Source organism: Planosporangium thailandense, from assembly GCF_011947195.1.
Classification (GTDB): domain Bacteria; phylum Actinomycetota; class Actinomycetes; order Mycobacteriales; family Micromonosporaceae; genus Planosporangium; species Planosporangium thailandense.
The window spans coordinates 12,015-37,757 of sequence record NZ_JAATVY010000016.1 but is presented as its reverse complement, the minus strand read 5'-3'; the positions used below and the strand labels follow the sequence as shown (position 1 = coordinate 37,757).

Genomic DNA, 25,743 nt, shown 5'->3' with positions numbered 1-25,743 from the left:
CAAGTACGGTATGGTGGACAACATGGCCGAAGCCCGCTGGCTCGACGCCGAGGAGCAGCGCACCTGGCGCACCTTCCTTGGCGCCACCCACCTGCTGTTCGACCGGCTCGACCGCGAACTGCAACGCGACGCCGGCATCCCTCATGCCTACTACGAGATCCTCGTGCGGCTGTCCGAGGCGCCCGAACGGTCCCTGCGCATGAGCGAGCTGGCCCGCCACACCGGATCGTCCCGCAGCCGCCTGTCGCACGCCGTCGCCCGCCTGGAGGAACGCGGCTGGGTCGCCCGCCGCGACTGCGCCACCGACAAGCGCGGCCAGCTCGCCGTGCTCACCGACGACGGGTACGCCGCCCTCGCCGCCGCCGCACCGGGGCACGTCCACGGCGTACGCGTACACCTCTTCGACGCGCTCACACCCGAACAGGTACGCCAGCTCCGCCAGATCAGCGAGGCGATCATCGGCCCGCTCGCCGCCGGCGACGCGGCCGTCACAGCTGCACCACCAGCGGACGGTGGTCGGACACGCTGACCACCGGGGTCTCCACCACCCGCACCGGCGGCAGCGCCCCGCCACCACGCGGATCGAGCAGGATGTGGTCGAACTGCACCCGCGGCACCGGACTCGGATACGTCGGCCGCCGCGCCAGCATCCGCCACCCCGACACCACCCCCGCCATCCGGCCGGGAATGTTCAGGTCACCCAGCAGCACACGCGGCCCCGGCAACGTCCGCAGCGCCCGGATCACCTGCCGCAACTGCCGCACGTTCCACCCCGGGATGAACGACAGGTGCGTCGTGGCCACCGTCATCGGCCCGACCGGCCCGTCGACCACGGCGGCCAGCAGCACCCGGGGCTCGTCGTCGAGCAGGATCAGCCCACCGGGCCGGCCCGGCGAGTAGACCGGCGAACGCATCCGCGCCGCGGGCAGCCGCGCCACCCGCCACGCCAGCACCGGCCACCGGGTCGCGAGAGCCACCCCGTAGTGCGGCTCGCCGGCGCCCGCGTCCGTCGCCGTCACCGTCCGGAACGCCTCACCCGGCGTACCGATGACCGCCGGCGCGAACCGGTGCGCGGCCCGCTCCCCCAGCACCGCCGCCGCGAGCGCCGCCAGGTCCACGCCGCCGCTGCGCGGCTGGTCCCGGTCGACCTCCTGCATCCCCAGCACATCCGCGTCCAGCACCGCGACCGCCGCCCGCAGCCGGGCAGGATCGACCCGGCCGTCGTACAACGACCGCCCATGCATCAGGTTGAACGTCGCCAGCCGCACCTTGAGGCAACGATATGGTCCCCACGGTCGTCCCGCCCAGCCGCCACCCGGACCCCCTGTGATCGTCCCCGGTGGGCGGCGACCCGGCACCCGCTTGGCATGATGTGCGCATGCAGGTCTCCGCCCGCGGCGACTACGCCGTCCGGGCCGCTCTCGTACTCGCCGCCGCCTACCCGGACACCGTGTCGGCCCAGGCCCTCGCCCAGGACCAGGGGATGCCCCGCAAGTTCCTCGAAGCGATCCTGGCCGACCTGCGCCGCGCCGACCTGGTGCGGGGGCTGCGCGGCGTCGACGGCGGGTACCTGCTGACCCGCCCACCCGCCGACATCACCGTCGGGCAGGTGCTGCGCGCCGTCGACGGCCCGCTCGCCGCCGTACGCGGGCAGCGGCCCGAAGACACCACGTACGACGGCGCCGCCCTCCACCTCCAGCAGGTGTGGGTCGCCGTCCGCGCCGCCGTCCGCAACGTCCTCGACGAGGTCAGCCTCGCCGACCTGATCCGCGGCCGGCTGCCGGCCCACGTCCGCCGCCTCACCGCCGCACCGGATGCGTGGCAGCCGCGCTGACCCGTCCGGATCGGCGAAAATGCGCCCCCTGACCCAGCCGACCCCACCCACCCGACGTATCCGGCTCGTCCCGCTGCCCGCAACCGCTCCGGGCGGGTGCGGGCACTCGGAGTGCTAATCGGCGAACCGCGGGTATCCCGGCCGGTGCCGGAGGAGGTGACGGGTGCCGGCGACACAGGCGACGCCGGGCCCACCCGAGGAGGGGGCGCAGCGGGCCCGCAGGAACCAGACGCGTTTCGCGGTGGTCGCCACGATGGGCGGGCTGCTGTTCGGCTACGACACCGGTGTGATCGCCGGAGCCCTGCCGTACATCCGTCAGGATCTGCGTCTGTCCTCCGCCGCGCAAGGGCTGGTGGTCAGTTCACTGCTGGTCGGGGCGGCGTTCGGCGCCTCCTTCGGGGACAGGCTCGCGGACAGCGTCGGGCGCCGTAGGACAATTCGCCTGACCGCGATCGTCTTCATCCCTGGGCACGCTCGGCTCGGCGCTGGCGCCCAACGCCGCCGTGATGATGGGGGCCCGGATCATCCTGGGGCTGGCGGTGGGCTGTGTCTTGGCGACGGTACCCGTGTACATCGGCGAGATCTCCGCGGCGGACCGCCGCGGCCGGCTGGTCAACCAGAACGAGCACGGCATTACGTCACCTCGAAGCCCTCGACGTCGTCTGAAGGCCCGCGAGGTCGGCTGAAGGCCCTCGACCGCACGGCCCTTCACCCCGTCAGCGGCCGATCTGCTCCAGGCGCCGGAACCTGGCCGCGGCCCAGGTGGCGTCGAGCGACACCAGCGATACGCCGTGCCAGCCGAGACCGGTCAGCGCCGGCATCAGAGTGTCGCGGCTCAGATCCGACACCCCGCCCTTGCGGTAGGCGATCCACACCTTGCCGTCGTCGTCAGCCGCCGCCAACACCACGGGCGCGTACTCGCGCAACTCCGCGCTGTCGCCGGCGAACATCAACGCGACGTCAGCGCCACCTCCACCACCCGCGGTCTCTACCCGCACGCCGTCGGGCAGCGACCCGAGGATCGTCTCCGGCGCCCCCGGCGCGTTGATCAACACCAAGGTCGAGCCGGGCTTCACGCCCAGCTTCTCCGCCGGCGTCTTGGCCATCATCTCTCCTTCTCGCGCCACACCTACCGGGCGGGGATCAGCTCCCGAGCCGGCACGAAGGTATAACCGAGCGACCGGATACCCGCCACCAACTGCGGCAGGTACTGCAACCCCAGGAACGGGTGATAGAAGAAGCTCGCCACCCCGTCCCGGACCACCAACTGCCGCCGCGCCGAATCCAGGATCTGCGCGGGAGACCGAGGCTCGTTCTGGTTGTACATCTGGGTCGCGACGTTCCCCAACGTCTCCGGAATGACAGCCGCGCCGTAGACGTCACGCACCGGGTACGGGAAGAACTGGCTCGCGTACACCGCCGGGTCCACCCGGCCGCCGGTCAGCACCCCCGCGAAATAGTTCGCCCGCTCGTACCGCGCCGCGACCAGGCCGGAGATCGCCCGGTAGTCATCCGCACTCGCCAGATAGTGCGGGAACTCGAAGATGTCCGGCGTCGGCAACCCCACCGCCGCCCACTCCGCCCGCGCCGCTGTCAGCCGATCCGCCGCCCAGGACGGCGAGTCCTCCGGCACCGGCCCGTCCAGCACCACCTGGTTCGCCGCGTCCACATGCGAACGCCAGAACTCGAAGTCCTCGGCGCTCACCCCGTACGGATTCGGCCCACCCGCGTACCCGTGCGTGTACCCGTGGGCGATCAACGTGCCGCCGTGCGCGGCCATGTACTCCAGCGCCGCCACCACCTCCGGCGCGTCCCGCAACCGCCGATGCACCGGCCGGCCACCGTTGTAGACCCCCGCGGCGTCGTCGTACTCGGCGAACACCGCCACCGCGAACGGCACATGCGCGCCCGACAGATAGTCCGCGATCGCCCGCAGCTGCGCCGGATCCGACTGCGGACCCACATCCTCGATACGCACCAGCGCCCGGTGCCGCACCGGCGTCGACGGCGCCAGCAGATCGAACAAAAGATCGGTGAACGCCAGGTACCGATCGTCCGGCGTCATATACGCGAACGGCAGCTCAGCAAGGTACGTCAACGCGCCACTGCGCACCGCCCACGGCAACGTGCCACCGTCGCCGCGCACCGCCTCGGCCAGCGTCGCGACCTTCGACCCCGCGGTGACCTCGACCCTCCTGACGCCCGACGTATTGTGGGCCGCGTCCCGCGCCAGCGACGTGCCCTTGTACCGGACCTCCGCCACCGGCGACCGATCCAGATCCCCGAGCGTGAAGCCCAACCGCGACGCCACGCCCGCCTTCCGGGCCATCAACTGATCGAGGTTGTCACCCAGCCACATCACCGGCACCCGCGCCGCCAGCACGTCGTCGAGGAACGCGGCGGGCAACCGGGCGCCAGCCACCCAACCGATGTAGACCACCGCCGTGTAACGGGCACCCTCGCCCCGCGCGTACCCGCCCACCGGATGCGCCGTCCACCCGCCGAAGTGCGACACCAGGTTCGCCACTTCCATCGTGTACAGCTCCGAGTACTGATCCCCGGCGTCGTACAGCACCAGCGTGGACGCGCCCGTCGCCACCAGGCCGGGCGACGACGGCCAGTGGGTGCCAGTCGACTGCGCGGACGACGTCGAGCCGGACGGAAGGCCGGGCGACGAACCGCACCCGGCGGCCAGCAACACGACGCCCACGAGCGCGGCGACGAGCAACCGCATCCGGCGCGGCCGCGACCTCTTGGAAGCCATCGTCCCCGAGGCTCCGCGACCCACGTTGCCCGAGCGGAGCCACTCAAGTGCGATCCGGTTGTGCGTGGTCTGACGTCGTACGCCGCCTGGATGTATCCGGGCCTGGTCGTACCCGACGGCGAGCGGCCCGGGCGGGCCGTGCCGCGTAGCGGCTCTTTTGTGCGGCGTGGCGGTAGCCACGTCGGCTAGGGCATCCTAGGACGCTAGGTTAGGAATCAAAGGAGCTGAGGCGTGTTTCCTCGAGGCTTGGGCGCCATCGTCAGGCGGTGGTCGTCGCGCCGAGACCCCGCCATCCGCTGCGCTGCCGGGAGGCCGGTGCGCGCCGACGCGGCCACGGCGGAGACCCCTCGGCGATCTTGGACATCTAGGCCACCTATAACCGGCGTAGATGTCCAAGATCGCCGAAGCGCCAGGGGGAGCCGCCCCTCCCCTGGCCGGCCTGATCGGCGCGATCCGCGCGCGGTGACCCCACCCACCGCGCGTAGGCCATCCTAGGATGCTAGGTCCCCTCCTGGACGCGACCGTCCGTATCGACCCGATAGCCTGAACAACAGCCGCGGGCGACAGGGGGTGCTGGGTGGCGCAGCGAGGCAGCAGCGGCACAGCGGCACCCTCGGCCGGCGGCACCGAGCAGACCACCGAGGCCGCGCTCGGCAGCCGTCCCGCGCTGCGCGCCGCGTACGCCGCAGCGCTCCCCGGCGCCCGCGCCGCCGTCCTCTCCCGCCTGTGGGGCGCGCTCACCCGCGAACCGATCAACGGGGTGACCACCGTTGCCCGCCAGGGTGGCGAGCTCGTCGTCGGCCTCGCCGACGGCCGGCTGCTGCGCGGCCCCGCGACCGCCGCCCGGCCCTTCGCCGCCGTACCGGACGGTCTGGCCCTCACCCTCGACGGCGCGCCCTTCGACCACCCGGCGACCCTCGTCGCCGCGCTCGGCCTGCCCGGTCACGCCGCGCGGCTGCGCGCCGAGGTCGACGACAGCGTCGCCAACCTCGCCCTGGCCCGCGCCGCCCAGCCCCCACCCGACGGCGGCCCGCCCGTCCTCGACCGGCTGTCCCGCCGCGACCCCGCCGCCGCCGTCGCGTACGCCGAGCAGCTCGTCGTCGACGGGCACCCGCTGCACCCCTGCTGCCGTACCCGCATCGGCCTGTCCACGGCCGAGATCCTCGCGTACGCCCCCGAGCACCGCCCGATCGTCGACCTCGCCGCCGTCGAGGTGCCCGCCGATCGCTGGCTCGCCACCGGCACCGGCGCACCGCCCCGGCTGCTGGTACACCCGTGGCAGCGCGACCACGTCCTCGACCGCTATCCCTGGCTGCGGGTCACGGGAGCTACGGTGCCGGCCCGGCCGCTGATGTCGCTGCGTACCCTCGCGCCGGTCGCCCAGCCGGACCGGCACGTGAAGACCGCCGTCGACGTTCAGATGACCAGCGCCGTCCGCACCGTGTCCGCCGCGGCCGTCCACAACGGACCCGCGCTGTCCGCGCTGCTGGTCGACGTCGCCCGCGACCTGCCCGGGTTCGAGGTACTGGCCGAGGTGGCCGCCGGCGCGGTCGTCGACGACGGCGCGCCGGTACGCAGCCTGGCCATGGTGCTGCGCCGCGCGCCCCGCGTACCCGCCGGCGACGTCGTGGTGCCGCTGGCCGCCCTCGCCGCCCGCTCCCCCGCTGACGGTCGGGCCCTGGTCTGCGAGGCCGTGACGGCCGGGTACGGCGGACGCCCGGCCGGGTTCCTCACCGACCTCATCCACCTGCTGTTCGCCCCGTTGACCACGCTGCTGCACCGCGGCGTCGCGCTCGAAGCGCACGGTCAGAACATGTGCGTGGCGCTACGCCGTGGCCGGCCGGTCCGGCTGTTCTACCGCGACTTCGGGGGCGTGCGCGTCAGCCCGCGGCGGCTGGCCGCGTGCGGCTACGCCGCCCCGCCCCTGCACGGCGACCTCGAAAGCGACGACCCGGCCGTGCTGCGCACCAAGCTCGCCGCGGCGCTGCTGTCCACGGTCGTGGCGCAGCTGGTCGCGGTGCTGGCCGGCGAGTACGGCCTCGAGCCCGCCACGATGTGGCGGATCGCCGACCGGGCCCTCGCCGACGCGTACGCCGCGCTGCCCCCCAGCGCCGGCGGCGACGCCCGCGCGCTCCGGAGCGGACCATGGCCGGTGAAGGCGACCGCCGCGATGCGGCTGGCCGACGATCCGCTCGACGACCTGTGGACCTGGCACGACAACCCCCTCGAGGCCCGATGACGACCCTCGCGCCAACCGCCCTGGACGCCGCCGTCGCCGCGGCGCGGGGCCAGCTCGCCGAGGTGGCCCCCGACCTGCGCGCGCGCTTCGCCGACACGCTGCCGCGCGCGGTGCAGACGGTCGCCCGCCGGCTCGTCGACGCCGCGTACCGGGAGGACCTCGCCGGCCTCCGGGAGCCCGGCGCGCTGTCGCGGGTCGCCGCCGGCGTGCGGTGCCACGCCTTCGACCGGACGAGCACCCGGGCGGTCCGCGACCCGGCCCGTGTCCTCACCGAGCTGCCCGACCGCATCGGCGGCCACGGGCTGGCCGTCGAGCTGGCCGACGCGGCGGTCAACCTCGCGCTCGCGTACGCCCGGCCGCCGGTCGCCGCGCCCGCCGGCGCCGCCGACGCCGTGGAGCTGGCCGCCCGCCACACCCCCGACGACCAGGCCGTCTTCTTCGAACGGCTGTCGACCGAGGGGCACAACCTGCACCCGTGCGGGCGCACCCGGCTCGGCTGGCGCGTCGCCGACGCGCTCGCCCACGACCTCGAGGCGGCCACCACGACGATCGGCTTCGTCGCCGTCCGCCGCGACCTGCACGTCGGCGACGACGTCGGCGCGCTGCTCGGCGTCGACGCCGCGCCGCCCGGGTACGTGGCGCAGCCGGTACACGCCTGGCAGCGCGCCCAGGTCCTGGGTGGACGGTACGGCGACCTGACCGCCGACGGCGCCCTGCTGCCGCTGGACGGCCCGACCCTCGCCGGGTCGCCGACCGCCGCGGTACGCACCCTGCTGCTCGACGCGCGCCCCGGCCAACCCCGGCGCTACCTGAAGCTGTCGCTGGACATCCAGGTCACCTCGACCCGCCGCACCATCTCCGTGGCGAGCACCCGCAACGGCCCCGCGCTGGCGGCGCTGCTGGCCCGGTTGCTGGCCGGCGAGGAGCGGCTGCTGCTGTTCGACGAGGAGGCCGGCGCCGCCGCCCGGGTCGGCCCCGGCGACCGGGGCCTGGCCGCGATCGTCCGCCGCGGCCTCGAGGGCCGCCTGCACGCCGGTGAGGTGGCCGTACCCGGCGGTGCGCTCTACGCGACCTCGCCGGTCACCGGCACGACCGTCCTGGCCGAGCTGGTCGACCGGTACGCCGCCACCCGGCGGTTCACCGGTCGGGCCGCGGCCGCCGCCGCGTTCCTGGCCGAGTACGCCCGACTGCTGCTGCCCCCGCTGCTGCGGCTGGCCACCCGCCACGGCATCGCGATCGAGGCGCACCTGCAGAACTGCGTACCCACCTTCCGCGACGGGGTGCCGTACCGCCTCGCCCTGCGCGACTTCGCGGGCCTGCGGGTGCACCGGCCACGGCTGGCGGTCGGCGGTCACTCGGTGTCGCTGTGGCCCGGCTCGGTCATCGCGTGCGACGACGCCGACGTCATGCGCGCCAAGCTCGCGTACACGGCGCTGCAGGCGCACCTCGGGGAGCTCGTGGTGCGCCTGGTCTACTCGCACGGCCTCGACGAGAAGGCGACGTGGCGGGCGGTCCGCGGCGTCGTCGACGAAACCTACGACGAGCTGCGCGGCGACCCCGCCACGGCGGCGGCCGCGGCCGCCGACCACCGGTTCCTCACCGCGCCGCTCGTGCCGCACAAGGCGCTGGTACGAATGCGGCTGCGCGGCAGCGGCGACCTGTACGTGCCCGTCCAGAACCCGCTGCGATGAGCACCGTCCCACCGGCGGTGGCCGCCGCGCTGCTCGCCCAGCCGCACCCGGTCTGCGCATACGTGTACGACCTCGACGCGCTGCGGCGCACCGCCGCGGCCGTGCGCGCCGCGCTGCCCACCGGCGCGCTGCTGTTGTACGCGGTGAAAGCCAACGGCGACCCGAAGGTCGTGGCGGCCCTCGCCCGCCACGTCGACGGCCTCGAGGTCGCCTCCGGCGGCGAACTGTCGCTCGCCGCGAGCGCGGGCGCGGCGGAGGTCGTGTTCGGCGGGCCGGCCAAGACCGACGCCGAGTTGGCCGCGGCGGTCACCGCGGGCGCGTTGGTGCACGTGGAGAGCCCCCATGAGCTGCGCCGCCTCGCGCTCATGGCCGGTGACACCGGGGTACGGGTGGCGCTGCGGGTCAACCGGGCCGGCGCCGGGCTGGCCGGCACCCACCGGATGACCGGCGTACCCACCCCGTTCGGCATCGACGAGGTCGCGCTCGCCGAGGCGGTGACCCTCGCCCGCGACCTGCCCGGCTTGCGGCTGGTCGGGTTCCACCTGCACGCTGTCTCCAACAACCTCGACGCGGTCGCGCACGCCGCGTACGTCGCCGACGCGCTGGACTGGTCGGTCGCCACGGCTCGCCGGCTGGGCGTACCGCTGGAGTACGTCAACGTCGGCGGCGGGTTCGGCGTCGACTACACCGGCGACAAGCGGTTCGACCTGGACGCCCTGCGCGCCGGCCTCGCCGCGGTGCAGGTGCCCGCCGGCGTGACGCTCGCGTTCGAACCCGGCCGGTTCCTCGTCGCCTCCGCCGGCTGGTACGCCGCCGAGGTGCTCGACCTCAAGCGCACCCACGGCCGCTGGTTCGCGGTGCTGCGCGGCGGCACCCACCACTTCCGGCTGCCCGCCGCGTGGGGTTACAGCCACCCCGCCGCGATCGTGCCCGTCGACGGATGGTCGTACCCGTTTCCCCGCCCCGAGGTGCGCCACACGGCCGTCGATGTCGCCGGCGAGCTGTGCACCCCGCGCGACGTGCTCGCCCGCGACCTGCCGGTGGACCGGCTGCGCGTCGGCGACCTGCTGGTGTTCGCCAACGCCGGCGGGTACGGCTGGGACATCTCCCACCACGACTTCCTGCGCCACCCGTACCCGCAGGTCGTCGTGATCGGCGGCTGACGTGGACTGGCATGATGATCGGCGTGTCCGTACATCTGCCGTCGGCGCTGCGTCCCGGGTACCCGGTCCGAACCGAGCGGCTGCTGCTGCGCCCGCTGACCGTCGACGACGTCGACGCGCTGCTGGCCTACCGGAGCCGGCCGGACGTCTGCCGGTACGTACCGTTCGAGCCGATGACCCGCGAGGTCATCGACCAGCGGCTCGCCACGGCGTGGGCCAACACCGAGCTCACCGACGAGGGGCAGGCGCTGACCCTCGGCATTCAGCTCGCCGGGACCGGTGACCTGGTCGGCGACGTGGTGCTGTTCTGGCACAGCCGGGAACACGGTGGCGGCGAGATCGGGTGGGTCGTCAACCCCGACTTCGGCGGCCACGGGTACGCCACCGAGGCGGCGCACGCACTGCTGCGTCTCGGCTTCGACGAGCTCGGCCTGCACCGCATCATCGCCCGGATCGACGAGCGCAACGAGCCCTCGGCGAAGCTGGCACAACGGTTGGGGATGCGGCAGGAGGCCCGGCTGGTGCACAACGAGCTCTTCAAAGGTGAGTGGAGCACCGAACTGGACTTCGCGATGCTCGCCGACGAATGGCCGGCGTACCGCGGCGCTCCCGATTCCCGTGGTGCACGCACGGTGCGGGACTGACAGGGCCCGGTTGGGCCACTAGGCTCGCGGCTCGGCGGCGGGATACGTGCCTGAACCACGTCGGTCCGAAAGGGACGGTGTGACCATGAGCGGGGACGACCGGATCGAACGGGCCCAGGTGCGCTACGAGCGCGCGGTCTTCGACGGCGACGTCGACGCCCTGGCGACCGCGGAACGGGACCTGGACGCCGTCGCGGCGGATCTCGCACTGGCCCGCGGCCGAATCCTGCATGCGCGGTTCATCGAAGAGGGCGCCGAGAACCCTCAGGAGCTGGCCCTGTTCGAGCGCGCGGCGCAGCTCTACCGGCTGCTCGGCGACGTGCGTGGCGAGGGCGAGGCGTTGTTCTGGGTCGGCTGCTTCCACCAGGTCGTCCGGCGGGACGACGACGCGGCGGTCCCCGCTCTCGAACGGTCCTACGAGCTGGCCACACAGGCCGGCGACAAGCTGACGCTGTCGTACGCGCTCCGGCACCTGGGCATGCGCAACCATGGCGCCGGACGGTTGGACGCGGCGCGTGAGCAGTTGACGGAGTCGGTACGACTCCGCCGCGAGATCGGATTCCTGCCCGGCGTCGCCGCGAACCTCGTCGGGCTGGCCTACATCTCCGCTGGAGCGGGACGTCGCGACGAGGCCCTCGCGCTGCTCCAGGAGGCGGACACGATCGCTGAAGCCAGCGGCGCGCGGCGTGTCCTGCGGTGGGTCGAGGAGGCGCGCGCCGCGCTGTAGGCGGCCAGTGCCGCGCCGTCTGCGGGTTCGGGTTCTGTCGGACCCTCTTGGCAGACTGCGGACATGGCAACCTGGAAACAGTTCGAAAGCGAGGCGGGTGACTTCGCGGCAGCGGTCCGCGCCCGGTTCGAGTCGGCCGAGACCCATATCCTCGCGACGCTCCGCAAGGACGGCTCACCACGGGTCAGCGGGACAGAGGTCGACTTCACGGGGCCGGACCTGTCGTTCGGTTCGATGCTCAACGCGGTCAAGGCCCGCGACCTGCAGCGCGACGGCCGCTGCGCCATCCACGCCCACCCCTGTGAAAGCGGCGACGCCAAGGTTGCCGGGATCGCGACGGAGGTGACGGGTGCGGCCAAGGAGGCCTACGCCACCGGCACCGAACCTGCCGGTGGCTTCCACGCCTTCCGGCTCGACCTCCGCGAGGCGGTGATCACCGCGGTCGACGGCGACGAACTGGTCGTGCGGCTCTGGCGTCCAGGACACCCCGTACGGACCTTCCGACGACAGTAGCGCAGGTCGGACCGGATGGCAGGTCAGCAGCGCCCGGCCACCATGTCCATGAGCCGACCCAGGACATGCTCGCCACCCGCGCGCAGCCCGTTGTGCTCGTACTCGTTGGTCACCCACACCCGCGTGTTGCCGACCGAGCGGGCGGTCTGCACCTGCAGGTCGGCGTCCACGTACATGTCGTCGAAGTACACGGCCGCCGCCAGTGGCACGTCGTTGGCCGCCAGCCGCGCCGGGTCGTACAGATGGGGCCAGTCAGCTGCTTCGGCGAGCAGGTCAGCGGCAGCGGCGAACGGGGTGAGCGCGGCGATCTCGCGGAACATCCACGGGTACATCATCTCGCCGGTGAACAGCAGAGGGTCGGCGTCCTCGGCGAACTGCGGGTACGCGGCCATCGCCCGGTGGGCCGCCCACCCGGTGGCCGCCGCGCCCTGGCCGTAGATGAACTCCTGCAGCGCGTAGATAGGGTTGTCGATGAACCCGGTCGCCGCCATCACCTGGTACCGGAACGCGTCGGACAACTCACCGCCGCGCCACGCGTCCTCCAGCATCCAGTGCACCCGCTCGTACCCGTCGCTCATCCCGAACGCCTGGCCCAGGGTGCGCAACCGGCGCGTGGTCAGCCGGTCGCCGTCGGGCAGCCGCACGTCGGTGCTGTCCAGGTGGTCGGCGATCGCACGTACGGCCGCGACGTCCTGCGGGTAGCGCCGGTAATACTCGGCGTTCTTGGCGGCCACCCGCGGATAGGTGCGGGCGTACGTCTCCTCGGCGGTCGCGGTCAGGCCGGGCAGCCCGCCCGTCACGTAGCAGGCCCGCAGCCCCTGCGGCGCCTGCGACAGATAGGTCAGGGTGATGAACCCGCCGTAGCTCTGCCCCAGCGTCTCCCAGGGAGCGCCGCCGGTCAGCCGGGCCCGGATCAGCTCGGCGTCGGCGACGATGCTGTCAGCCCGGAACAGCCGCAGATACCGGGCCAGCGCGGCCGGCTCCATGCCGCGTACGGTCTGGGCGGTCACCGGCGTGCTGCGCCCGGTGCCACGCTGATCGAGCAGCAGGACCCGGTGCGTCTTCACCGCGTGGCCCAGCCAACCGCTAGCGCTCTCCGGTCGCGGCCCCTTCCCGCCCGGGCCGCCCTGCAGGTACACCAGCCACGGCAGGTCCTGGCCCGCCTTGTCCACCGCACACGCTTCCCGGGCGAACACATCGATCGTGGGGCCTTGCGGATCGGTGTGGTCGAGCGGCATGGCGAACGTGTGGTCGGTGATGGCGAGGCCCGGAATTTTGATCACGTGCACACGGTAGTTCCCGGGTTGGCCGGTGCGCGGTTGCCACCGGCACGGTTACGCAGACGGAATAGAACAGTCGTTCGATCGTTGGGTATGCTCTCCGCCATGACCGCCGCCGCGCTGCAAGGCTCCCTTTTCGACCCGGTCGACGCCGTCGCGGTCGGACCGCTCGACGCGGTGCGGCGCACGACGCTCAGCCGGGGAGCCTGGGTCGACGTGCTCCCCGGCTGGCTCACCGGCGCGGACACGCTGTTCGAGCGCCTGGCGGGACGGGTGCCGTGGCACGCCGAGCGGCGGCAGATGTACGACCGGGAGGTGGACGTGCCGCGTCTGCTCAGCTTCTACGGCGAGGGCCAGCCGCTGCCCGACCCGGTCCTCGACGCCGCCCGCGCCGCGCTCACCGACCACTACGCGGCCGAGCTCGGCGAGCCGTTCCACACCGCCGGACTGTGCTACTACCGCGACGGCCGCGACAGCGTCGCCTGGCACGGTGACACCATCGGCCGCGGGCGCACCGAGGACACCATGGTCGCGATCGTCTCCGTCGGTGCTCCGCGCCCGCTGCTGCTGCGCCCCAGGGGCGGCGGCGAGACGATCCGGTACGCCCTGGGCCACGGCGACCTGATCGTGATGGGCGGCTCGTGTCAGCGCACGTGGGAGCACGCCATCCCCAAGACGGCAAGGCCCGTGGGCCCGCGCATCAGCATCCAGTTCCGCCCACGCGGCGTGCGCTGAGTCCGGGCACGCACGGCGACGTGCGGTCGGCCGCGTACCCGGGCAGTGTCCACATCGAGCAGCCCGGCCAGGGTCGGATGCACCCCCGACCCGGGTCGATCATCCACGATGGAATCAGCGCCGTGAATGGACCGCGGAGCTGCGAGGCGTACACGCGGCGGGAGGGCCCGAGTCACCGTCCGGCCGCGTGTACGCCTGGTTTCCTCGCGAGGTCCGCCGCTCGCGAGCGGGCGTCGACCACCAACGACCGCTGCCGACGAGGCGACTGATAGGCATTCCGGCGAGGGCGGGTGCCGGCGTGCCACGCGGTGGGAAACACGGAGCGCGACCGCAGGCTGGCCAGCTCCGCACCGTGAACCTTAGGCGGATCCGGCCCGGCCGCTCCAGGCCCGCCAGCCAACCTAAGGCAGTCTTATGACGAGGCTCAATCGCAGCTAATTCACGGCGCGAGATAGCGGTCGAGCAGCAGCCGCAGCTGGTCGTCGAGCCCCGCTTCGTCGACTCCGTCGGTCATCGTCGACATCGACAGCACAAAGCCCTGCGCGGCGAGCAGTACCGCACGCGCGAGCACCTGCGGGTCCCCGGCGCGGATCGATCCGTCGGCCGCACCGGCGGCGATCGCGCCCGCCATCATCGCCAGCATCTCGTCCTGACTGCGCCCACGCCGGTCGACCAGATAAGGCAGCAGGACCTCCGGGTCGAGCTCGACGATGCGCCGGAACACCGGGTGGTGACGCAGCGCCCGGACGGCGGCCACGACCGCCGTCACGAGCCGGCGGCGCGCGTCCCCGGCGTCGTCACCGGATCCGGCATCGGCACCGGATCCGCGCGCACCCCTCGCGGTGTAGTCGGCGGCGCCCACGCCCCGGTCGCCCACCGCGATGTCCATCGCCGCCCGGGTCAGCGCGCCCCACTCCCGGGTCATGAGGTCGCCGACCAGGGCGGTCATGTCGGGCCAGCGGCGGTAGATCGTCATGCGGGACACCCCGGCGCGCCGCGCGACATCGGTGAGGGTCATGCGACGCAGCCCGACGGCGAGGATGCCGGCGCGAGCGGCGTCCAGCAGGGCGTCCTCCTCGGTCCGCGAACCCTGCTTGTTACAACTGGACGTCATATGTAACATCGTAACACATGGATGAGTTGAGCGCCGCGTACCGCTGGGGCGACCCCGACCGCTCCGTCAACCTGCCGGACGGAGTCCGCGCCCTGCTGGCGAACGCCCTCGGTGTCCGCGAACCGCGCCCACCGGCGCGGGTCGCCGCGCTGCCGCCCGCCGCCCTGCCCGACAGCGCCCTACGGGCACTGACCGCGGCCTGTCCGCAGGTGCGCACCGACGAGGCCGCTCGGCTCGCGCACGCCGCCGGCATGTCGACGGTGGACCTGCTTCGGCTGCGGGCAGGCGACGCGACCGGAGCCCCCGACGCGGTCGTCATACCGGCCGGCCACGACGAGGTCGTCGCCGTGCTGGCGGCGTGCGCCGCCCACCGCGTCGCGGTCGTCCCGTTCGGCGGTGGCACCTCGGTGGTGGGGGGCCTGCGGGCCGGCCGCGGCGGCTACGCCGGGGTCGTCGCCCTCGACCTGGCGCGGCTCGACCAACTGCACGATGTCGACCCCGTCTCGCGTACCGCGACCTTCGACGCCGGCGTACGCGCGCCGCGCGCCGAGGAGTTGCTGTCCGGCCATGGCTTCACGCTCGGCCACTTCCCGCAGTCGTTCGAACGGGCCACGCTCGGCGGCTTCGCGGCGACCCGGTCGTCCGGGCAGGCCTCGTCCGGCTACGGGCGGTTCGATCAGATGGTCGTCGGCCTGCGCGTCGCCACCCCCGCCGGTGACCTGCGGGTCGGCCGCGCGCCGCACACCGCCGCCGGACCCGACCTGCGGCAGGTGTTCCTGGGCTCCGAAGGCGCCTTCGGCGTCATAACCGAGGTCACCGTGCAGATCCGGCCCACCCCGCCGGAGCGCCGCTACCTCGGCTGGCGCTTTCCCGACTTCACCGCCGCCACGCAGGCCGCCCGTGCCCTGGCCCAGGACGGCCCGCTGCCGGCCGTGCTGCGCTGCTCCGACGAGCTCGAGACCACCATCAACGCGGTCAGCGACGGCGCCCAGGCGGCCGACGACGGCTGCCTGATGATCACCGGCCTCGAGGGCACCGCCGGCGCGGTCACCGCCATGGAGTCGGCGCTCGCCGATCGGCTGTCCGGCCTAGGCGCGCAGGCGCTCGGCCCGCGGCCGGGCCAGGCCTGGCTGCGTGGGCGGTTCGCCGCGCCATACCTGCGCGACGCACTGCTGGACGCCGGCGCCCTCGTCGAGACCGTGGAGACCGCCGCGTTCTGGGGCGCGCTGCCCGACACGTACGTCGCCGTCCGCGACGCGCTCGCCACCAGCCTCGCCGACCTCGGCACGCCGCCGCTGGTCTTCTGCCACGTCTCGCACGTGTACCCGAGCGGAGCATCGCTGTACTTCACCGTCGTCGCCGCCCAAGCGGCGGACCCGGTCGCACAGTGGCAGGCCGCGAAGGCCGCGGCCGGCGACGCGATCGCCGCCGCCGGCGCCACCATCACCCACCACCACGGCGTCGGTCGCGACCACATCCCGTGGTACCGCGACGAGATCGGCGCGCCGGGGTCCGCCGCGCTGCGCGCGGTCAAACAGGCCCTCGACCCGGAAGGCATCCTCAACCCGGGCGTCCTGCTGCCATGACGGCCACCTACCTGTCGGCCGACCGCCGCGCCCGTGAGCTGGCTGAACTCGCCGATGGCCGCACCGTCGACGTCCTCGTCATCGGGCTCGGCGTCACCGGCGCCGGGGTCGCCCTCGACGCGGCCTCCCGCGGCCTGTCGGTGGCCGCCATCGACGCCCACGACCTGGCGTACGGGACGTCCCGGTGGAGCTCGAAACTCGTCCACGGTGGACTGCGCTACCTCGCCGCGGGCGCGGTCGGGCTCGCCTACGAAAGTGCCGTCGAGCGCGGGATCCTGCTCGAACGCACCGCGCCCCACCTGGTCACACCGCTGCCGTTCGTGCTGCCGTTGACCGCCGAGGTCGGCCACGTCGGCGCCGCCACCACCCGTATCGGCCTTTACGCCGCCGACGCGCTGCGCGCCACCGCCGGCACCCCCCGGTCGGCCCTGCCGGCGAGCCGCCGGATCAGCAGCGTTGAGACCCGCCGGCTGTTCCCCGCCGTCCGCAGCCGCGACCTGCGCGGCGCCCTGCTGTACTGGGACGGCCAGCTCGTCGACGACGCCCGCCTCGTCGTGGCGCTGGCCCGTACCGCCGCCGGCCACGGCGCCGCGATCCTCACCCGCTGCCGGGCGCAGCAGCCGCGCGCGGGCGTGGTGCCCGTGCTCGACACGGTGTCCGGCCGGCGCTTCGACCTGCGGGCCCGCGTGGTGGTCAACGCGGCCGGGGTCTGGGCCGACCAGCTCGACCCGTCGGTACGGCTGCGCCCGTCCCGCGGCACCCACCTGGTCCTGCCCGCCCACCTGCTCGGCCATCCGACCGCCGCGCTGACCGTGCCCATGCCGGGCGCGCGCAACCGCTTCGCGGTCGTGCTGCCACAGCCCGACGGCCGCGTGTACGTGGGGCTCACCGACGAGCCGGTCACCGGCCCGGTCCCCGACGTCGCCCAGCCCGACCCCGGCGAGGTGTCGTTCCTGCTGGACACGTTGCGCGGGGCGCTCGACGTGCCGGTCGGCGCCGAGGACGTCCTCGGCGCGTACGCGGGGCTGCGCCCGCTGCTCGCCGGCACGGCGGAGCGCACCGCCGACCTGTCCCGCCGCCACGCCGTACGCACCTCAGCGGACGGGCTGGTCACCGTGGTGGGCGGCAAGCTCACCACGTACCGGCGGATGGCGCGCGACGCGGTCGACGCGGCGGTGGCCGTCGGGCGGCTGCGCGCCGGCCCGTGCCGGACCGCCCGGCTGCCGCTGGTCGGCGCCGGGCCGGCGGCGTGGCCGGCGACGGGCGCGACGGGTGGCCCGCCGGCCCGGCTGGTGGCCCGCTACGGCGCCGAGGCGGATTCGGTCGCCGGCCTGGCCACTCACGATCCGGCGCTGCTGCGCCCGATCGCGGCCGGCGTGCCGGTCACCGGGGTCGAGGTGCTGTGGGCGGTCCGACACGAGGGCGCGCTCGATGCCGACGACGTGCTCGACCGGCGAACCCGCATCGGACTCGTACCGGCCGACCGGGAACGTGCCCTGCCCGCCGTCCGCGCGCTGCTGGCCGCGACCAGCGGCGATGGGCGCGGATGACCGGGTTGAAAACGGCCTGAAGTTCCTTTTAAGTGCCTACTGCCGGTGTCCGCCCGCGTCGTACGTTGTCCGGCGGGACCCGGACATGGGCCGGGTCCGGTCCGCTGCGGTGTCACGGACGTCCGATCGGAGGCCGGTCCCACTTGTTCAAAGACCCGATCATTCCGCTGACGGTCGCCACCGTGCTGGCATGGCTCGGCGTGATCGCCTGGAAGCTGCGTCGCTCCCGACTGGCTGACGAGATGGACCGCGAGAGCGGCCCCGCGTACGGGCTGCGCGACGCGGGCCGCGGGCCGCGCCGGCTGCGCACCGAACCCGACGAGTACGACCGCGACCCGCGCGAGTACGACCGCGGCTCCCGGGAGTTCGACCGCGGGCCGCGCCGGCTGCGCTCCGCGCCGGACGAGTACGACCGGGAACCACGCGAGTACGACCGGGAACCACGCGAGTACGACCGGGACCCACGCGAGTACGACCGGGAACCGCGCGACATCAGCCGTGGACGTCGGGACTATGACGGCGAGCCGCGCGACATCAGCCGGGGGCCACGCCGGCTCCGCCCGGAGTCGGACGACCTGGACCGCGAGCCTCGCGAGTACGACCCCGAGCCGCTGGAGTTCCGGCGCGGACCGCGGAACCTGGCGGACCGGCCGCGGGACATCGCGGACCGGACAGACATCGGGGATCGGCCACGGGACATCGGGGATCGGCCACGGGCGGGCTCGCGCGGCCCGCGCGGGGAGGACGACCGGCGCTGGGACGACGAAGTCCCGCGCCGCGACGACGAAGCCCGGGACTGGGACGACGCTCCGCTCCCGGACGACGCCCCGCCCGTACGCGATGATCGAGTCGACGAGCCCGCAACGCGCGAGCGCGGCGGCCTCTTTCGGGCCAAGGGCGCCGAAGTCGAGATCAATCCCGGCAAGTGCATGCGGTTCGCGTTCTGCGAGCACGAGGCGCCGGAGATCTTCAAGCTCGTCGGCGACCGGATCGACTACAAGCCGTCGGTACCCGCCAGCCAGGTGCACGAAGCGGTGATGGCCGCCAAGATCTGCCCGGCCCGTGCGATCAAGGTGAAGGTCCCCGGCACCAAGCCGTACCTGCCGCAGCCGCCCGTGGACGACGAGACGAGGCGACCGGTTCGGCGCTGAGCGCCGCTCGTGGGGCGCGACCTGGCGCGCTGGACCGTTGTAATGCAGTCGCATTACATTTGGTGGGTGGGATACGAGTGGGACCCCTGGTACCTGCCTCGCCTGTTCGGTGTCGAGCCGTACGAGGTGATGCAGGCGCTCTACGACGACCGGCCGCGCCTGCCGCAGAGCATGCGCAGCGCGGAGGGGTTGCTGGTTCCCACCGTCTGGTGCCGCACCCGCTCCGGTCGGCCGCTGATCGTCGTGCTCGGCGCGACCGAGAAGCCGTTCGAGTGGTTGATCCGCGGAGTGCGGGACATGGACGAGGCAGAGGCCGCCATCTTCGCCGCCTGGGAGGCGCACCATGGCTGATCGCAGTCACCACGACACCGTCCCCGTCACACCCGCCGAGGCCGCGGAGCGCCGCGCCGTCGATTGGGCCTTGACCACCAGTCTCGCCGGAGCACCGGTGGACGAGGCGGCGACGGTCCGGCTGCGGGAGCACCTGCCGGTCGCGCCCGCCGAGCCGGTCACGGCCGAGACCACCGACGCCATGCTGGTGACGACCTCGCTCCGGCTGCCGCTGGGCACGCTGCGTCGGCTGCAGGCGTACGCCGAGAAGCGCGGCACCAAGCCCGGCACCCTCATGCGCGAGTGGGTCGAGCAGATGCTGGCCGCCGCGGAGAACGATCACCCCATCTCGCTGCAGGACGCCATGCGCGCCCTCGCCCAACTGCCGCCGCAGCAGGCGGCCTGACTCACGCGCTGAGCAGGGCGCTGGTCCACAGGTCGACGTGTGCGTCGAGGTACGCGGCGGTGGCGCGCCAGTACGCGCCGTCCTCGGTCCAGATCCGGGCCCACGGCTGGCGCCGTTGTCGGGAGCTGGCGCGCAGGAAGTCGTACATGGCCGCCGCACGCCGTCCGAGCATCGCCGCGAGCGCGGGCCGGGCCGCGCCGTCCAGGCCGTACCCGTCGACGAAGGCGCGCAGCCGCACCGCCGACTCGCGCGGAGCGCGGTCCGGTCGCAGGCCCGCCACACTCTGCGCCGAGTAGGCAAGCTCCCACAGCCGCGAGCCGGGTCCCGCGGCGTCCCAGTCGATCAGCACCCAGCCACGCGGGGAGTCGACGAGGTTCCAGGGCGCGGCGTCGTTGTGACAGATGATCTCTTCGGCGTCCGGGGCGATGACCACGTTCCATACCGCCGAGGCGGGTGGCACGAAGCCGGCGACCGCGCGGTGGAGGTCGGCCAGCAGTCCACCGATCTGCCTCAGCTGTGCCGTTGGGTACGTGCCCGCCTCCGGGCCGATCTCGCCCGGGACGTACTCCAGCACCTGTCGGCCCTGGTCGTCGCGGCCCAGCGGACGCGGCGCGCCGCTGAAACCAACCGTCCACAGGTGCGCAAGGAGCGCGTCGACGGTATCCGTCCACGGACCGACCGGACGGCGAACGGTGTCACCGACCCGCACGACGCCCGCCGTCGCGTTGCCCGGTAGCGGCTGTTCGATGCCCGACACAGCACGATCGTCGGCCAACCGGTGGTCTGCGGGCAACGGCCAGCCGGTGTTGCGGTCAGAGTGTCGGGCCGGGCGGCGGCGCGGACGCGGAGCCGCCTCCGACGATCGCGAGCGCCCCGGTCATCTCCAGGGCGCGGCGCACCGCCCCGGTCGGGTTCACCACCCGCAGCGAGCAGCGCTCCCGGCGGGCGAGCCGCCACAGCCGCACGATCGCACTGACCCCGGCCGAGTCGAGAAAGCGCAGGTCGGCCAGGTCAATGTGGAGCAGTCGCGGGCGCCGCTGCGCGATGAGCCGTTGTGTCGCGCGCTCGAACGAGTCGGACCCGTCGGCGTCCATCTCGCCGTGCAGGCTGACCACCAGTCCCGCCCCATCCGCGCGCACCCGCTGCGTGAACGTCAACGCCAGCCTCCACCCCATGAAGCTGCAAGGGTTGCCACCCGCACTGATTGTGCGCCGGTGGACCCGGCTGGCCGACGATGTGACGGGTTGCCGACGGATCTTTCCCATCGACGGGCGCCGCGGACCGTCGACGGTCCGCGGCGCGCCGGGGGTCAGCTCACGGCCGCGAGCCGCCGCTCCGAGCCGGTACGGGTCCGCTGCGGCTGGCTGACGGGCTCGGGCTGCACCCGGACCGGGGTGTCGATGAGCATCGCGCGGGTGACCTCGGTGAACGCGCGGGCCGCGTTCACCGCGATCAGCCCGACGAGCTCGTCGTCGCGGTAGTAGCTGGCCATGACCCCCGCCCGGGCGGTGTCCTTGCGCCCCGGACGCATCTCGGTCATGACGATGTGGTCGGTCGGTTTGAAGTCGCCGGCGACCATGACGCGCAGGCCGTTCTGCAGCGTCCAGTACCGCGGCACGATCCCCACCGGCGGCACCTCGCGGTCGCCGGCGAGCAGGGTACGGGCCGCGGCGTGGCCCATCTCGACGGCGGCGATCCACTGGCCGACCATCATCGGCTCGCTGCTGTACAGGAGGTTCGGCCAGCGCACCGCCGCGCCCGCGGCGACCACGCCCTCGGTGCCGACGACCCGCAGGCTCTCGTCACAGAGGATGCCCCGGGAGATGTCGATGCCGGTGCCCTCGAGGAAGGCGGTGTCGGGCTTCTCCCCCAGCGAGGCGACCACGACGTCGGCGTGCACGTACGAGCCGTCGTCGAGGGACACCCGCCAGCGCCCGCGGCGGCGCTCGACCTCCTTGACCCGCCGGCCCAGCCGCATCTCGACGCCGAAGCGCCGGTGCTCCTCGGCGATCATGTAGCCGATCGGCTCGCCGACGGCGCGGCCCATCACGTACGGCTTCGGATCGATGAGCACGGCCTCCCGGGCGAGCTCACGCACCGCGCAGGCGGTCTCGCAGCCGGTGATCCCGCCGCCGATGATGGCGACGCGTTCGGCATGGCGCAGGTCCTGGCGCAGCTGCCAGGCCTCGTCCACGGTGTGGAGCACGTGCATGCCGGGGCCGTCGGGCCAGCCCTTGGGCAGCGCGGCGTAGCTGCCACTGGCGATCACCAGGCCGTCGAAGGGGAACTCCTCGTCGGTCTGGGTGAGCACCGTACGCCGGCGCATGTCGACCTCGACGGCGCGGCGCCCGTGCATCCAGCGCACGTCGAGACTGCCGTCGATGGGCATCCGAACGTCCTGCGGGCGGGCGTGCCCGGTGAGGAGACTCTTGGAGCAGGCCGGCCGGTCGTACGGTGCGTCCGGCTCGTCGCACAGGAGCGTGATGTCGCCGGTGAAACCCCGACGGCGCAGTTCCTCGGTAGCTGCCATGCCCGCCGGGCCACCTCCGATCACCAGGATCCGGTCCGACCAGCCGAACGCCATCGATTGCCTAGCGCGACGCATGCGTCACTTACCTCCACGGCGGTGAAGCCCGGTGACGGCGGCGAGATGCTCCGCCGGCCGTTCCCCGGTCGTCTCCACGGTCTCGTTCTCGATCTTGGGCATGTACACCCGGGACCCGGCCCGGTTGATCCGGATGGCCCGCGCGGGGCACATCCTGACGGCGCGCGACACGGCCTCGATCTCCTCGGACGGCACCGTGGACCGGTACCCCAGCCGCCCATCGGCGCGCAGTTCGAATACGGTCGGCGCCTCCTGCTCGCAGAGCCCGCACCGGACGCACTTGCGGGTGTCCACGGCGACCTCGGCCATCTGGCCGCGCATCCGGTAGGTCGCCCGGTCGGTGAGCGCGCGCTTGCGCGCGAGCGCCCATTTCGACACGCCCAGCCACAGCACGACGGTGCTCAGCCACATCAGCAGGATCGGGATCCTGACGAACAGCGGTCCGACGTCGGAGCCCGACAGCAGGACATGCCCGGCCACCAGCGTGAACGACGCGTACGCGAGGGAGTGCAGCATCCGCCAGCGGGCGTAGCCGAGCCGTCGCTGCAGCGGTATCGAGATCAGCAGCGCGGTCATGATCTCGATGGAGATCACGCCGACGCCGATGCCGATCGGGTCGCGGCCGTTGACGAACGGCACGAACTCGTCGATCGGATGGACGGTGTGCAGCGGGTTGGCCAGCTGCGTGAAGGCGTGCCCCCAGCCGAGGGTCATGCCGACCAGCGCGAGGGTCATGTGGGTGGCGTACAGCTGGGAATGCTTGAACCGGGTCATTCCCCACCCGCGGCCGAGCATCATGCCCCAGATCACGGTGACCCACAGCAGGAAGTACGACAGGAATCCGGCGGTCATCGCGACCAGGTGCACACTCTGCGGGGCGGTGCAGTCAGGGGCTATCAGGACCCGGCAGTGCGCGTCGGCGAGCACGCGGGAGACCTCTCTTTCTTTCGTGGCAGGCGGGTTCTAGGACCCGCGGACGACGCGGCGAATGCTCACCAGCGCCAGCAGGCCGGCGACGACGACGAGCGCGGCGACCGGAAGTCGGAACACGTTGGTGTCCTTGGGCGCGAGGGCGGTCTGCGCGGCCAGGGCCGCGGCCGGCACCCCGATCGCCGCGTGCGGCAGGTTGTCGAACTGGACCAGCCCGGTGCTCTCCAACAGCGCCATGTGCCTGTTGACCATGATGTTGGCGCGCTCCGCCAGCAGGCGCACCGTCTCGTTGCGGGTGCTGGCGCGCACCGAAGCGATCGCGGAGAAGACGCCGCCGTGTGCGAAGCGCAACCACTTGACCGCGGTGACGTCGAAGTCGTGGCCCTGCGCCTGCCAGATCTCCCGCATCCAGGACTGCTGATCCGGTGCGGGCTGGTCAGGCAGGGCGACGTTGAGCTCGCGCGCGACGAACCGGCCCTCGTCGTCGAGCTGCACATGCTCGGAGGCCAGCACCTGGCAGATCTCCTTGACCCGCGCGCTGGCGGCGTACTGCTGGGCGCGCAGGCAGGTGGGGCGCTCCCACAGGCCGGCCTGACGGACCTTCACCAGGAACAGGCGGTCGACATCGTCGATCACACCGAACCTGGTCTGGGTCACGTTGGCGCCGGGCATCGCGCTGGTGACGACCTGACCCGAGCCGGGTGGGTTGTTGGCGGGCGGGAGCGCGCCCTTGCCATCGCTGACGTCGCCGGGAATGGCCCCGTTGAACGGGTCGGGTGCCGCGGCCACGGGACGGCCGGCGGCGGGCAGGTCAGGGGCGTGCAGGTCAGCCGCGTGAAGGTCAGCCGCGTGAAGGTCAGTGCCGGGCGCGGCGGGGGCGGCGAACGCGGTGGCGGCCGGCGCGATCGTCCACGCCGTCACCACCGTGACCACGAACAGGGCGGGCCTGGCCCAGAAGCGGTTGAACACCGGCTTGAACACTCCCCTTCCGTTCCCTTATGTCGTTGTCTCGCGCGTGCCGCGCCCGCGGGCCCTGTGCGCGGCTCGCGGATCACGTTCCACCGAAAAGCTAGGCCGCCCGGATGACCAGGAACAGGCACTTAAGGAGGAGTTATGACGCACCTTCACGAGGCTTTACGGATCTTCGTCCGGCAGCTCCGGGGTCAGCCGGGGACGCTCACGAGCAGGTTGCCGCTGACGGTACGGACCTCGAAGCGGGACACGTCACCGAGCTGCAGGTCGGTGCCGCCGTGCAGTACGAGCGGGTCCGGTTGGGCCGCCGTCCCGTATCCGGCCGGCGGCACGCTCCAACCCATCACCACGTTGCTCTGCCCGGTCTTGGAGACCGCCACCAACCGGCACGTCACCGGCCCCTTGACGCGTGCCATCTGCAGCGTCACCTGCGAGCCCCACTTCTTCTGCTCCACCTGCACCGTGGCCTCCGCACCGGTGAGGTCGTCGACGGCGTGCAGCTTCTGCGCCGCCGGCGACACGGGCGGCAGGCCGGGCAGCGCGGTCCGCCCGAGGCCCAGGCTCACCGCGACCAGGGCGCCGGCCATCAGGAAGAGGACGGACGCCGCCAGCGCCAGCGCCTGGCGCGACCTGGCCCGCCGCCGGTCGGACCGTACCGCGGACAGCAGCGCGTCGGCGCCGCCCGGCGAGCTTCCGGCGTGCTGGGCGAAGGCGAGGCTCTCCGCGTCCACCCACGACAGGAGGGAGGCCACGGTGGACAGCTGCTCGAGCTCGCGCGGACACGACCGGCACACCATCAGGTGGTCTTCGAAGCGCGCGGTGTCGCGCGGGCCCAGGACGCCCAGGGCGTACGCGCCGACATCCCGGTGGATGTCCTCCGGCGTCATCATGCCGTCACTCCCTGCTCCTCGAGCGCTATCCGCAGTGCCCGGAGGGCGTAGTAGACCCGTGACTTGACCGTGCCGACGGGCAGGCCGAGAACGTCGGCGGCCTCCTGCACCGTGCGTCCGCGGAAGTACGTCTCGAAGACCACTTCGCGGTGGGCCGCCGTCAGTCCCCGCATGGCGTCGTTGAGCACCAGCAGTTGCAGCACCCGGTCGGTCTCGTCCGGGGCGGCGACGGTCGCCAGCGAGGCGTCGTCGGTCTCCGGCGGCCGCGCCTTCCGGCTGCGGTAGCCGTCGATGACGATGCGGCGGGCGACCGCGACCAGCCAGGGCCGCAACGAGGCCCGGCCGCCGTCGGCGAGCTCGTGCGCGTGGCGCCAGGCCCGTAGCAGCGTCTCCTGGACCACGTCCTCCGCGCGCTGACGGTCACCGCCGGTGAGCCGCAGCACGAACAGGAGCAGGCCCTCGGCGTGCTCGGAGTACAGCGACCGGACCAGTTCCTCCTCGCGTGCGGCCGCGTCGCAATCCTGGTCCTGCCCACGCCTGCCGTGCGTCGCGCGTTGGCCCATCAGTGCCGGTGCGGGCTGTATCGGCGCACTGCCAGCGTAGGGGTCACTCCGACCAC

At 73.2% G+C, this 25,743-nt stretch carries 27 protein-coding genes and 1 pseudogene; 16 read left to right on the top strand and 12 right to left on the bottom strand.

The window, feature by feature from the left end:
- The first annotated feature begins 22 nt into the window (after positions 1–22).
- A complete protein-coding gene (locus HC031_RS20645) occupies positions 23–529 on the top strand; it encodes a MarR family winged helix-turn-helix transcriptional regulator (RefSeq protein ID WP_167927017.1) in 507 nt (168 codons plus the stop codon).
- Here the strand turns inward: HC031_RS20645 and HC031_RS20640 are convergent.
- On the bottom strand, positions 489–1,268 hold the full coding sequence (locus tag HC031_RS20640) for an endonuclease/exonuclease/phosphatase family protein (RefSeq protein WP_167927016.1): 780 nt from the start codon (positions 1,266–1,268) through the stop codon (positions 489–491). The genes HC031_RS20645 and HC031_RS20640 overlap by 41 nt on opposite strands.
- A 110-nt stretch (positions 1,269–1,378) precedes the next feature.
- On the opposite strand from HC031_RS20640, the gene HC031_RS20635 reads away from it, so the two are divergent.
- From HC031_RS20635 to HC031_RS33285, 3 genes and pseudogenes are all read left to right on the top strand, one after another.
- Positions 1,379–1,834 (top strand): RrF2 family transcriptional regulator, encoded by a 456-nt coding sequence (locus HC031_RS20635; protein WP_167927015.1) that lies wholly within the window; start codon positions 1,379–1,381, stop codon positions 1,832–1,834.
- A 163-nt stretch (positions 1,835–1,997) separates the two neighbouring features.
- Positions 1,998–2,294, top strand: a pseudogene (locus tag HC031_RS34835) (MFS transporter); the annotation flags it as partial.
- Positions 2,295–2,298: 4 nt separating this feature from the next.
- Entirely contained in the window at positions 2,299–2,520 is a 222-nt protein-coding gene (locus tag HC031_RS33285) for an MFS transporter (protein WP_277349753.1), read from the top strand.
- 30 nt (positions 2,521–2,550) lie between these two features.
- Here the strand turns inward: HC031_RS33285 and HC031_RS33280 are convergent, their stop codons facing one another.
- Positions 2,551–2,940, bottom strand: a complete 390-nt coding sequence (locus tag HC031_RS33280; protein WP_167927014.1) for a hypothetical protein — start codon at positions 2,938–2,940, stop codon at positions 2,551–2,553.
- A gap of 23 nt (positions 2,941–2,963) precedes the next feature.
- Positions 2,964–4,598 (bottom strand): DUF2334 domain-containing protein, encoded by a 1,635-nt coding sequence (locus HC031_RS20620; RefSeq protein ID WP_240942749.1) that lies wholly within the window; start codon positions 4,596–4,598, stop codon positions 2,964–2,966.
- A 577-nt stretch (positions 4,599–5,175) separates the two neighbouring features.
- Between HC031_RS20620 and HC031_RS20615 the strand changes: the two genes are divergently transcribed.
- From HC031_RS20615 to HC031_RS20590, 6 genes are all read left to right on the top strand, one after another.
- A complete protein-coding gene (locus HC031_RS20615; protein ID WP_205863012.1) occupies positions 5,176–6,837 on the top strand; it encodes an IucA/IucC family protein in 1,662 nt (553 codons plus the stop codon).
- Positions 6,834–8,528, top strand: a complete 1,695-nt coding sequence (locus tag HC031_RS20610; protein WP_167927013.1) for an IucA/IucC family protein — start codon at positions 6,834–6,836, stop codon at positions 8,526–8,528. The genes HC031_RS20615 and HC031_RS20610 overlap by 4 nt, the downstream gene beginning before the upstream one ends.
- Complete coding sequence (locus HC031_RS20605) at positions 8,525–9,691, top strand: alanine racemase (protein WP_167927012.1); 1,167 nt, start codon at positions 8,525–8,527, stop codon at positions 9,689–9,691. Before HC031_RS20610 ends, HC031_RS20605 begins: the two co-directional genes overlap by 4 nt.
- A 23-nt stretch (positions 9,692–9,714) precedes the next feature.
- Positions 9,715–10,335 (top strand): GNAT family N-acetyltransferase, encoded by a 621-nt coding sequence (locus HC031_RS20600; RefSeq protein ID WP_338090760.1) that lies wholly within the window; start codon positions 9,715–9,717, stop codon positions 10,333–10,335.
- Between the two features lie 85 nt (positions 10,336–10,420).
- Positions 10,421–11,062 carry a tetratricopeptide repeat protein gene (locus HC031_RS20595; RefSeq protein WP_167927011.1) on the top strand — a complete coding sequence of 214 codons (642 nt, stop codon included), beginning with the start codon at positions 10,421–10,423 and terminating at the stop codon, positions 11,060–11,062.
- Positions 11,063–11,125: 63 nt separating this feature from the next.
- The gene (locus tag HC031_RS20590) at positions 11,126–11,575 is read left to right on the top strand and encodes a pyridoxamine 5'-phosphate oxidase family protein (RefSeq protein WP_167927010.1); all 450 of its coding nucleotides are present in this window, start codon (positions 11,126–11,128) and stop codon (positions 11,573–11,575) included.
- Positions 11,576–11,598: 23 nt separating this feature from the next.
- Here the strand turns inward: HC031_RS20590 and HC031_RS20585 are convergent, their stop codons facing one another.
- The gene (locus tag HC031_RS20585; RefSeq protein WP_338090759.1) at positions 11,599–12,858 is read right to left on the bottom strand and encodes an alpha/beta fold hydrolase; all 1,260 of its coding nucleotides are present in this window, start codon (positions 12,856–12,858) and stop codon (positions 11,599–11,601) included.
- Positions 12,859–12,960: 102 nt separating this feature from the next.
- Here HC031_RS20585 and HC031_RS20580 point away from each other — a divergent pair, with 102 nt between their 5' ends.
- Positions 12,961–13,590, top strand: coding sequence for an alpha-ketoglutarate-dependent dioxygenase AlkB (locus HC031_RS20580; protein WP_167927009.1), 630 nt, complete (start codon positions 12,961–12,963; stop codon positions 13,588–13,590).
- 439 nt (positions 13,591–14,029) lie between these two features.
- Here the strand turns inward: HC031_RS20580 and HC031_RS20575 are convergent, their stop codons facing one another.
- On the bottom strand, positions 14,030–14,704 hold the full coding sequence (locus tag HC031_RS20575; RefSeq protein WP_167927008.1) for a TetR/AcrR family transcriptional regulator: 675 nt from the start codon (positions 14,702–14,704) through the stop codon (positions 14,030–14,032).
- Positions 14,705–14,721: 17 nt separating this feature from the next.
- Between HC031_RS20575 and HC031_RS20570 the strand changes: the two genes are divergently transcribed.
- The 5 genes from HC031_RS20570 to HC031_RS20550 all read left to right on the top strand — a co-directional run bounded on the left by HC031_RS20570 (position 14,722) and on the right by HC031_RS20550 (position 19,727).
- A complete protein-coding gene (locus HC031_RS20570; protein WP_167927007.1) occupies positions 14,722–16,290 on the top strand; it encodes an FAD-binding oxidoreductase in 1,569 nt (522 codons plus the stop codon).
- A complete protein-coding gene (locus tag HC031_RS20565) occupies positions 16,287–17,840 on the top strand; it encodes a glycerol-3-phosphate dehydrogenase/oxidase (protein ID WP_167927006.1) in 1,554 nt (517 codons plus the stop codon). The genes HC031_RS20570 and HC031_RS20565 overlap by 4 nt, the downstream gene beginning before the upstream one ends.
- 143 nt (positions 17,841–17,983) lie before the next feature.
- Positions 17,984–18,991 (top strand): hypothetical protein, encoded by a 1,008-nt coding sequence (locus HC031_RS20560; protein WP_167927005.1) that lies wholly within the window; start codon positions 17,984–17,986, stop codon positions 18,989–18,991.
- A 66-nt stretch (positions 18,992–19,057) separates the two neighbouring features.
- Positions 19,058–19,342, top strand: a complete 285-nt coding sequence (locus HC031_RS20555) for a hypothetical protein (protein WP_167927004.1) — start codon at positions 19,058–19,060, stop codon at positions 19,340–19,342.
- On the top strand, positions 19,335–19,727 hold the full coding sequence (locus HC031_RS20550) for a hypothetical protein (protein WP_167927003.1): 393 nt from the start codon (positions 19,335–19,337) through the stop codon (positions 19,725–19,727). The genes HC031_RS20555 and HC031_RS20550 overlap by 8 nt, the downstream gene beginning before the upstream one ends.
- Before the next feature lies 1 nt (position 19,728).
- On the opposite strand, the gene HC031_RS20545 is transcribed toward HC031_RS20550, so the two are convergent.
- The 7 genes from HC031_RS20545 to HC031_RS20515 all read right to left on the bottom strand — a co-directional run bounded on the left by HC031_RS20545 (position 19,729) and on the right by HC031_RS20515 (position 25,687).
- On the bottom strand, positions 19,729–20,484 hold the full coding sequence (locus tag HC031_RS20545) for a phosphotransferase (protein ID WP_167927002.1): 756 nt from the start codon (positions 20,482–20,484) through the stop codon (positions 19,729–19,731).
- A gap of 55 nt (positions 20,485–20,539) precedes the next feature.
- Entirely contained in the window at positions 20,540–20,902 is a 363-nt protein-coding gene (locus tag HC031_RS20540; RefSeq protein ID WP_167927001.1) for an STAS domain-containing protein, read from the bottom strand.
- A gap of 134 nt (positions 20,903–21,036) precedes the next feature.
- Complete coding sequence (locus tag HC031_RS20535) at positions 21,037–22,311, bottom strand: NAD(P)/FAD-dependent oxidoreductase (RefSeq protein ID WP_277349751.1); 1,275 nt, start codon at positions 22,309–22,311, stop codon at positions 21,037–21,039.
- A gap of 24 nt (positions 22,312–22,335) precedes the next feature.
- Positions 22,336–23,259 carry a ferredoxin gene (locus HC031_RS34455; RefSeq protein ID WP_167926999.1) on the bottom strand — a complete coding sequence of 308 codons (924 nt, stop codon included), beginning with the start codon at positions 23,257–23,259 and terminating at the stop codon, positions 22,336–22,338.
- Between the two features lie 36 nt (positions 23,260–23,295).
- Positions 23,296–24,243 carry a DUF4142 domain-containing protein gene (locus tag HC031_RS20525; RefSeq protein WP_167926998.1) on the bottom strand — a complete coding sequence of 316 codons (948 nt, stop codon included), beginning with the start codon at positions 24,241–24,243 and terminating at the stop codon, positions 23,296–23,298.
- A gap of 182 nt (positions 24,244–24,425) precedes the next feature.
- Positions 24,426–25,124, bottom strand: coding sequence for a zf-HC2 domain-containing protein (locus tag HC031_RS20520; RefSeq protein ID WP_167926997.1), 699 nt, complete (start codon positions 25,122–25,124; stop codon positions 24,426–24,428).
- The gene (locus HC031_RS20515) at positions 25,121–25,687 is read right to left on the bottom strand and encodes a sigma-70 family RNA polymerase sigma factor (protein WP_167926996.1); all 567 of its coding nucleotides are present in this window, start codon (positions 25,685–25,687) and stop codon (positions 25,121–25,123) included. The genes HC031_RS20520 and HC031_RS20515 overlap by 4 nt, the downstream gene beginning before the upstream one ends.
- Positions 25,688–25,743 lie beyond the last annotated feature (56 nt).

Bases quoted from the DNA above. Each gene is read 5' to 3' on its own strand.
- HC031_RS20610 (WP_167927013.1), top strand. From the start codon at position 6,834: ATGACGACCCTCGCGCCAACCGCCCTGGACGCCGCCGTCGCCGCGGCG.
- HC031_RS20605 (WP_167927012.1), top strand. From the start codon at position 8,525: ATGAGCACCGTCCCACCGGCGGTGGCCGCCGCGCTGCTCGCCCAGCCG.
- HC031_RS20580 (WP_167927009.1), top strand. From the start codon at position 12,961: ATGACCGCCGCCGCGCTGCAAGGCTCCCTTTTCGACCCGGTCGACGCC.
- HC031_RS20590 (WP_167927010.1), top strand. From the start codon at position 11,126: ATGGCAACCTGGAAACAGTTCGAAAGCGAGGCGGGTGACTTCGCGGCA.
- HC031_RS20550 (WP_167927003.1), top strand. From the start codon at position 19,335: ATGGCTGATCGCAGTCACCACGACACCGTCCCCGTCACACCCGCCGAG.
- HC031_RS20540 (WP_167927001.1), bottom strand. From the start codon at position 20,902: ATGGGGTGGAGGCTGGCGTTGACGTTCACGCAGCGGGTGCGCGCGGAT.
- HC031_RS20595 (WP_167927011.1), top strand. From the start codon at position 10,421: ATGAGCGGGGACGACCGGATCGAACGGGCCCAGGTGCGCTACGAGCGC.
- HC031_RS20520 (WP_167926997.1), bottom strand. From the start codon at position 25,124: ATGATGACGCCGGAGGACATCCACCGGGATGTCGGCGCGTACGCCCTG.
- HC031_RS20570 (WP_167927007.1), top strand. From the start codon at position 14,722: ATGGATGAGTTGAGCGCCGCGTACCGCTGGGGCGACCCCGACCGCTCC.
- HC031_RS20645 (WP_167927017.1), top strand. From the start codon at position 23: ATGGCCGAAGCCCGCTGGCTCGACGCCGAGGAGCAGCGCACCTGGCGC.
- HC031_RS20565 (WP_167927006.1), top strand. From the start codon at position 16,287: ATGACGGCCACCTACCTGTCGGCCGACCGCCGCGCCCGTGAGCTGGCT.
- HC031_RS20535 (WP_277349751.1), bottom strand. From the start codon at position 22,311: ATGGCGTTCGGCTGGTCGGACCGGATCCTGGTGATCGGAGGTGGCCCG.
- HC031_RS33280 (WP_167927014.1), bottom strand. From the start codon at position 2,940: ATGGCCAAGACGCCGGCGGAGAAGCTGGGCGTGAAGCCCGGCTCGACC.
- HC031_RS20515 (WP_167926996.1), bottom strand. From the start codon at position 25,687: ATGGGCCAACGCGCGACGCACGGCAGGCGTGGGCAGGACCAGGATTGC.
- HC031_RS20635 (WP_167927015.1), top strand. From the start codon at position 1,379: ATGCAGGTCTCCGCCCGCGGCGACTACGCCGTCCGGGCCGCTCTCGTA.
- HC031_RS20575 (WP_167927008.1), bottom strand. From the start codon at position 14,704: ATGACGTCCAGTTGTAACAAGCAGGGTTCGCGGACCGAGGAGGACGCC.
- HC031_RS20620 (WP_240942749.1), bottom strand. From the start codon at position 4,598: ATGGCTTCCAAGAGGTCGCGGCCGCGCCGGATGCGGTTGCTCGTCGCC.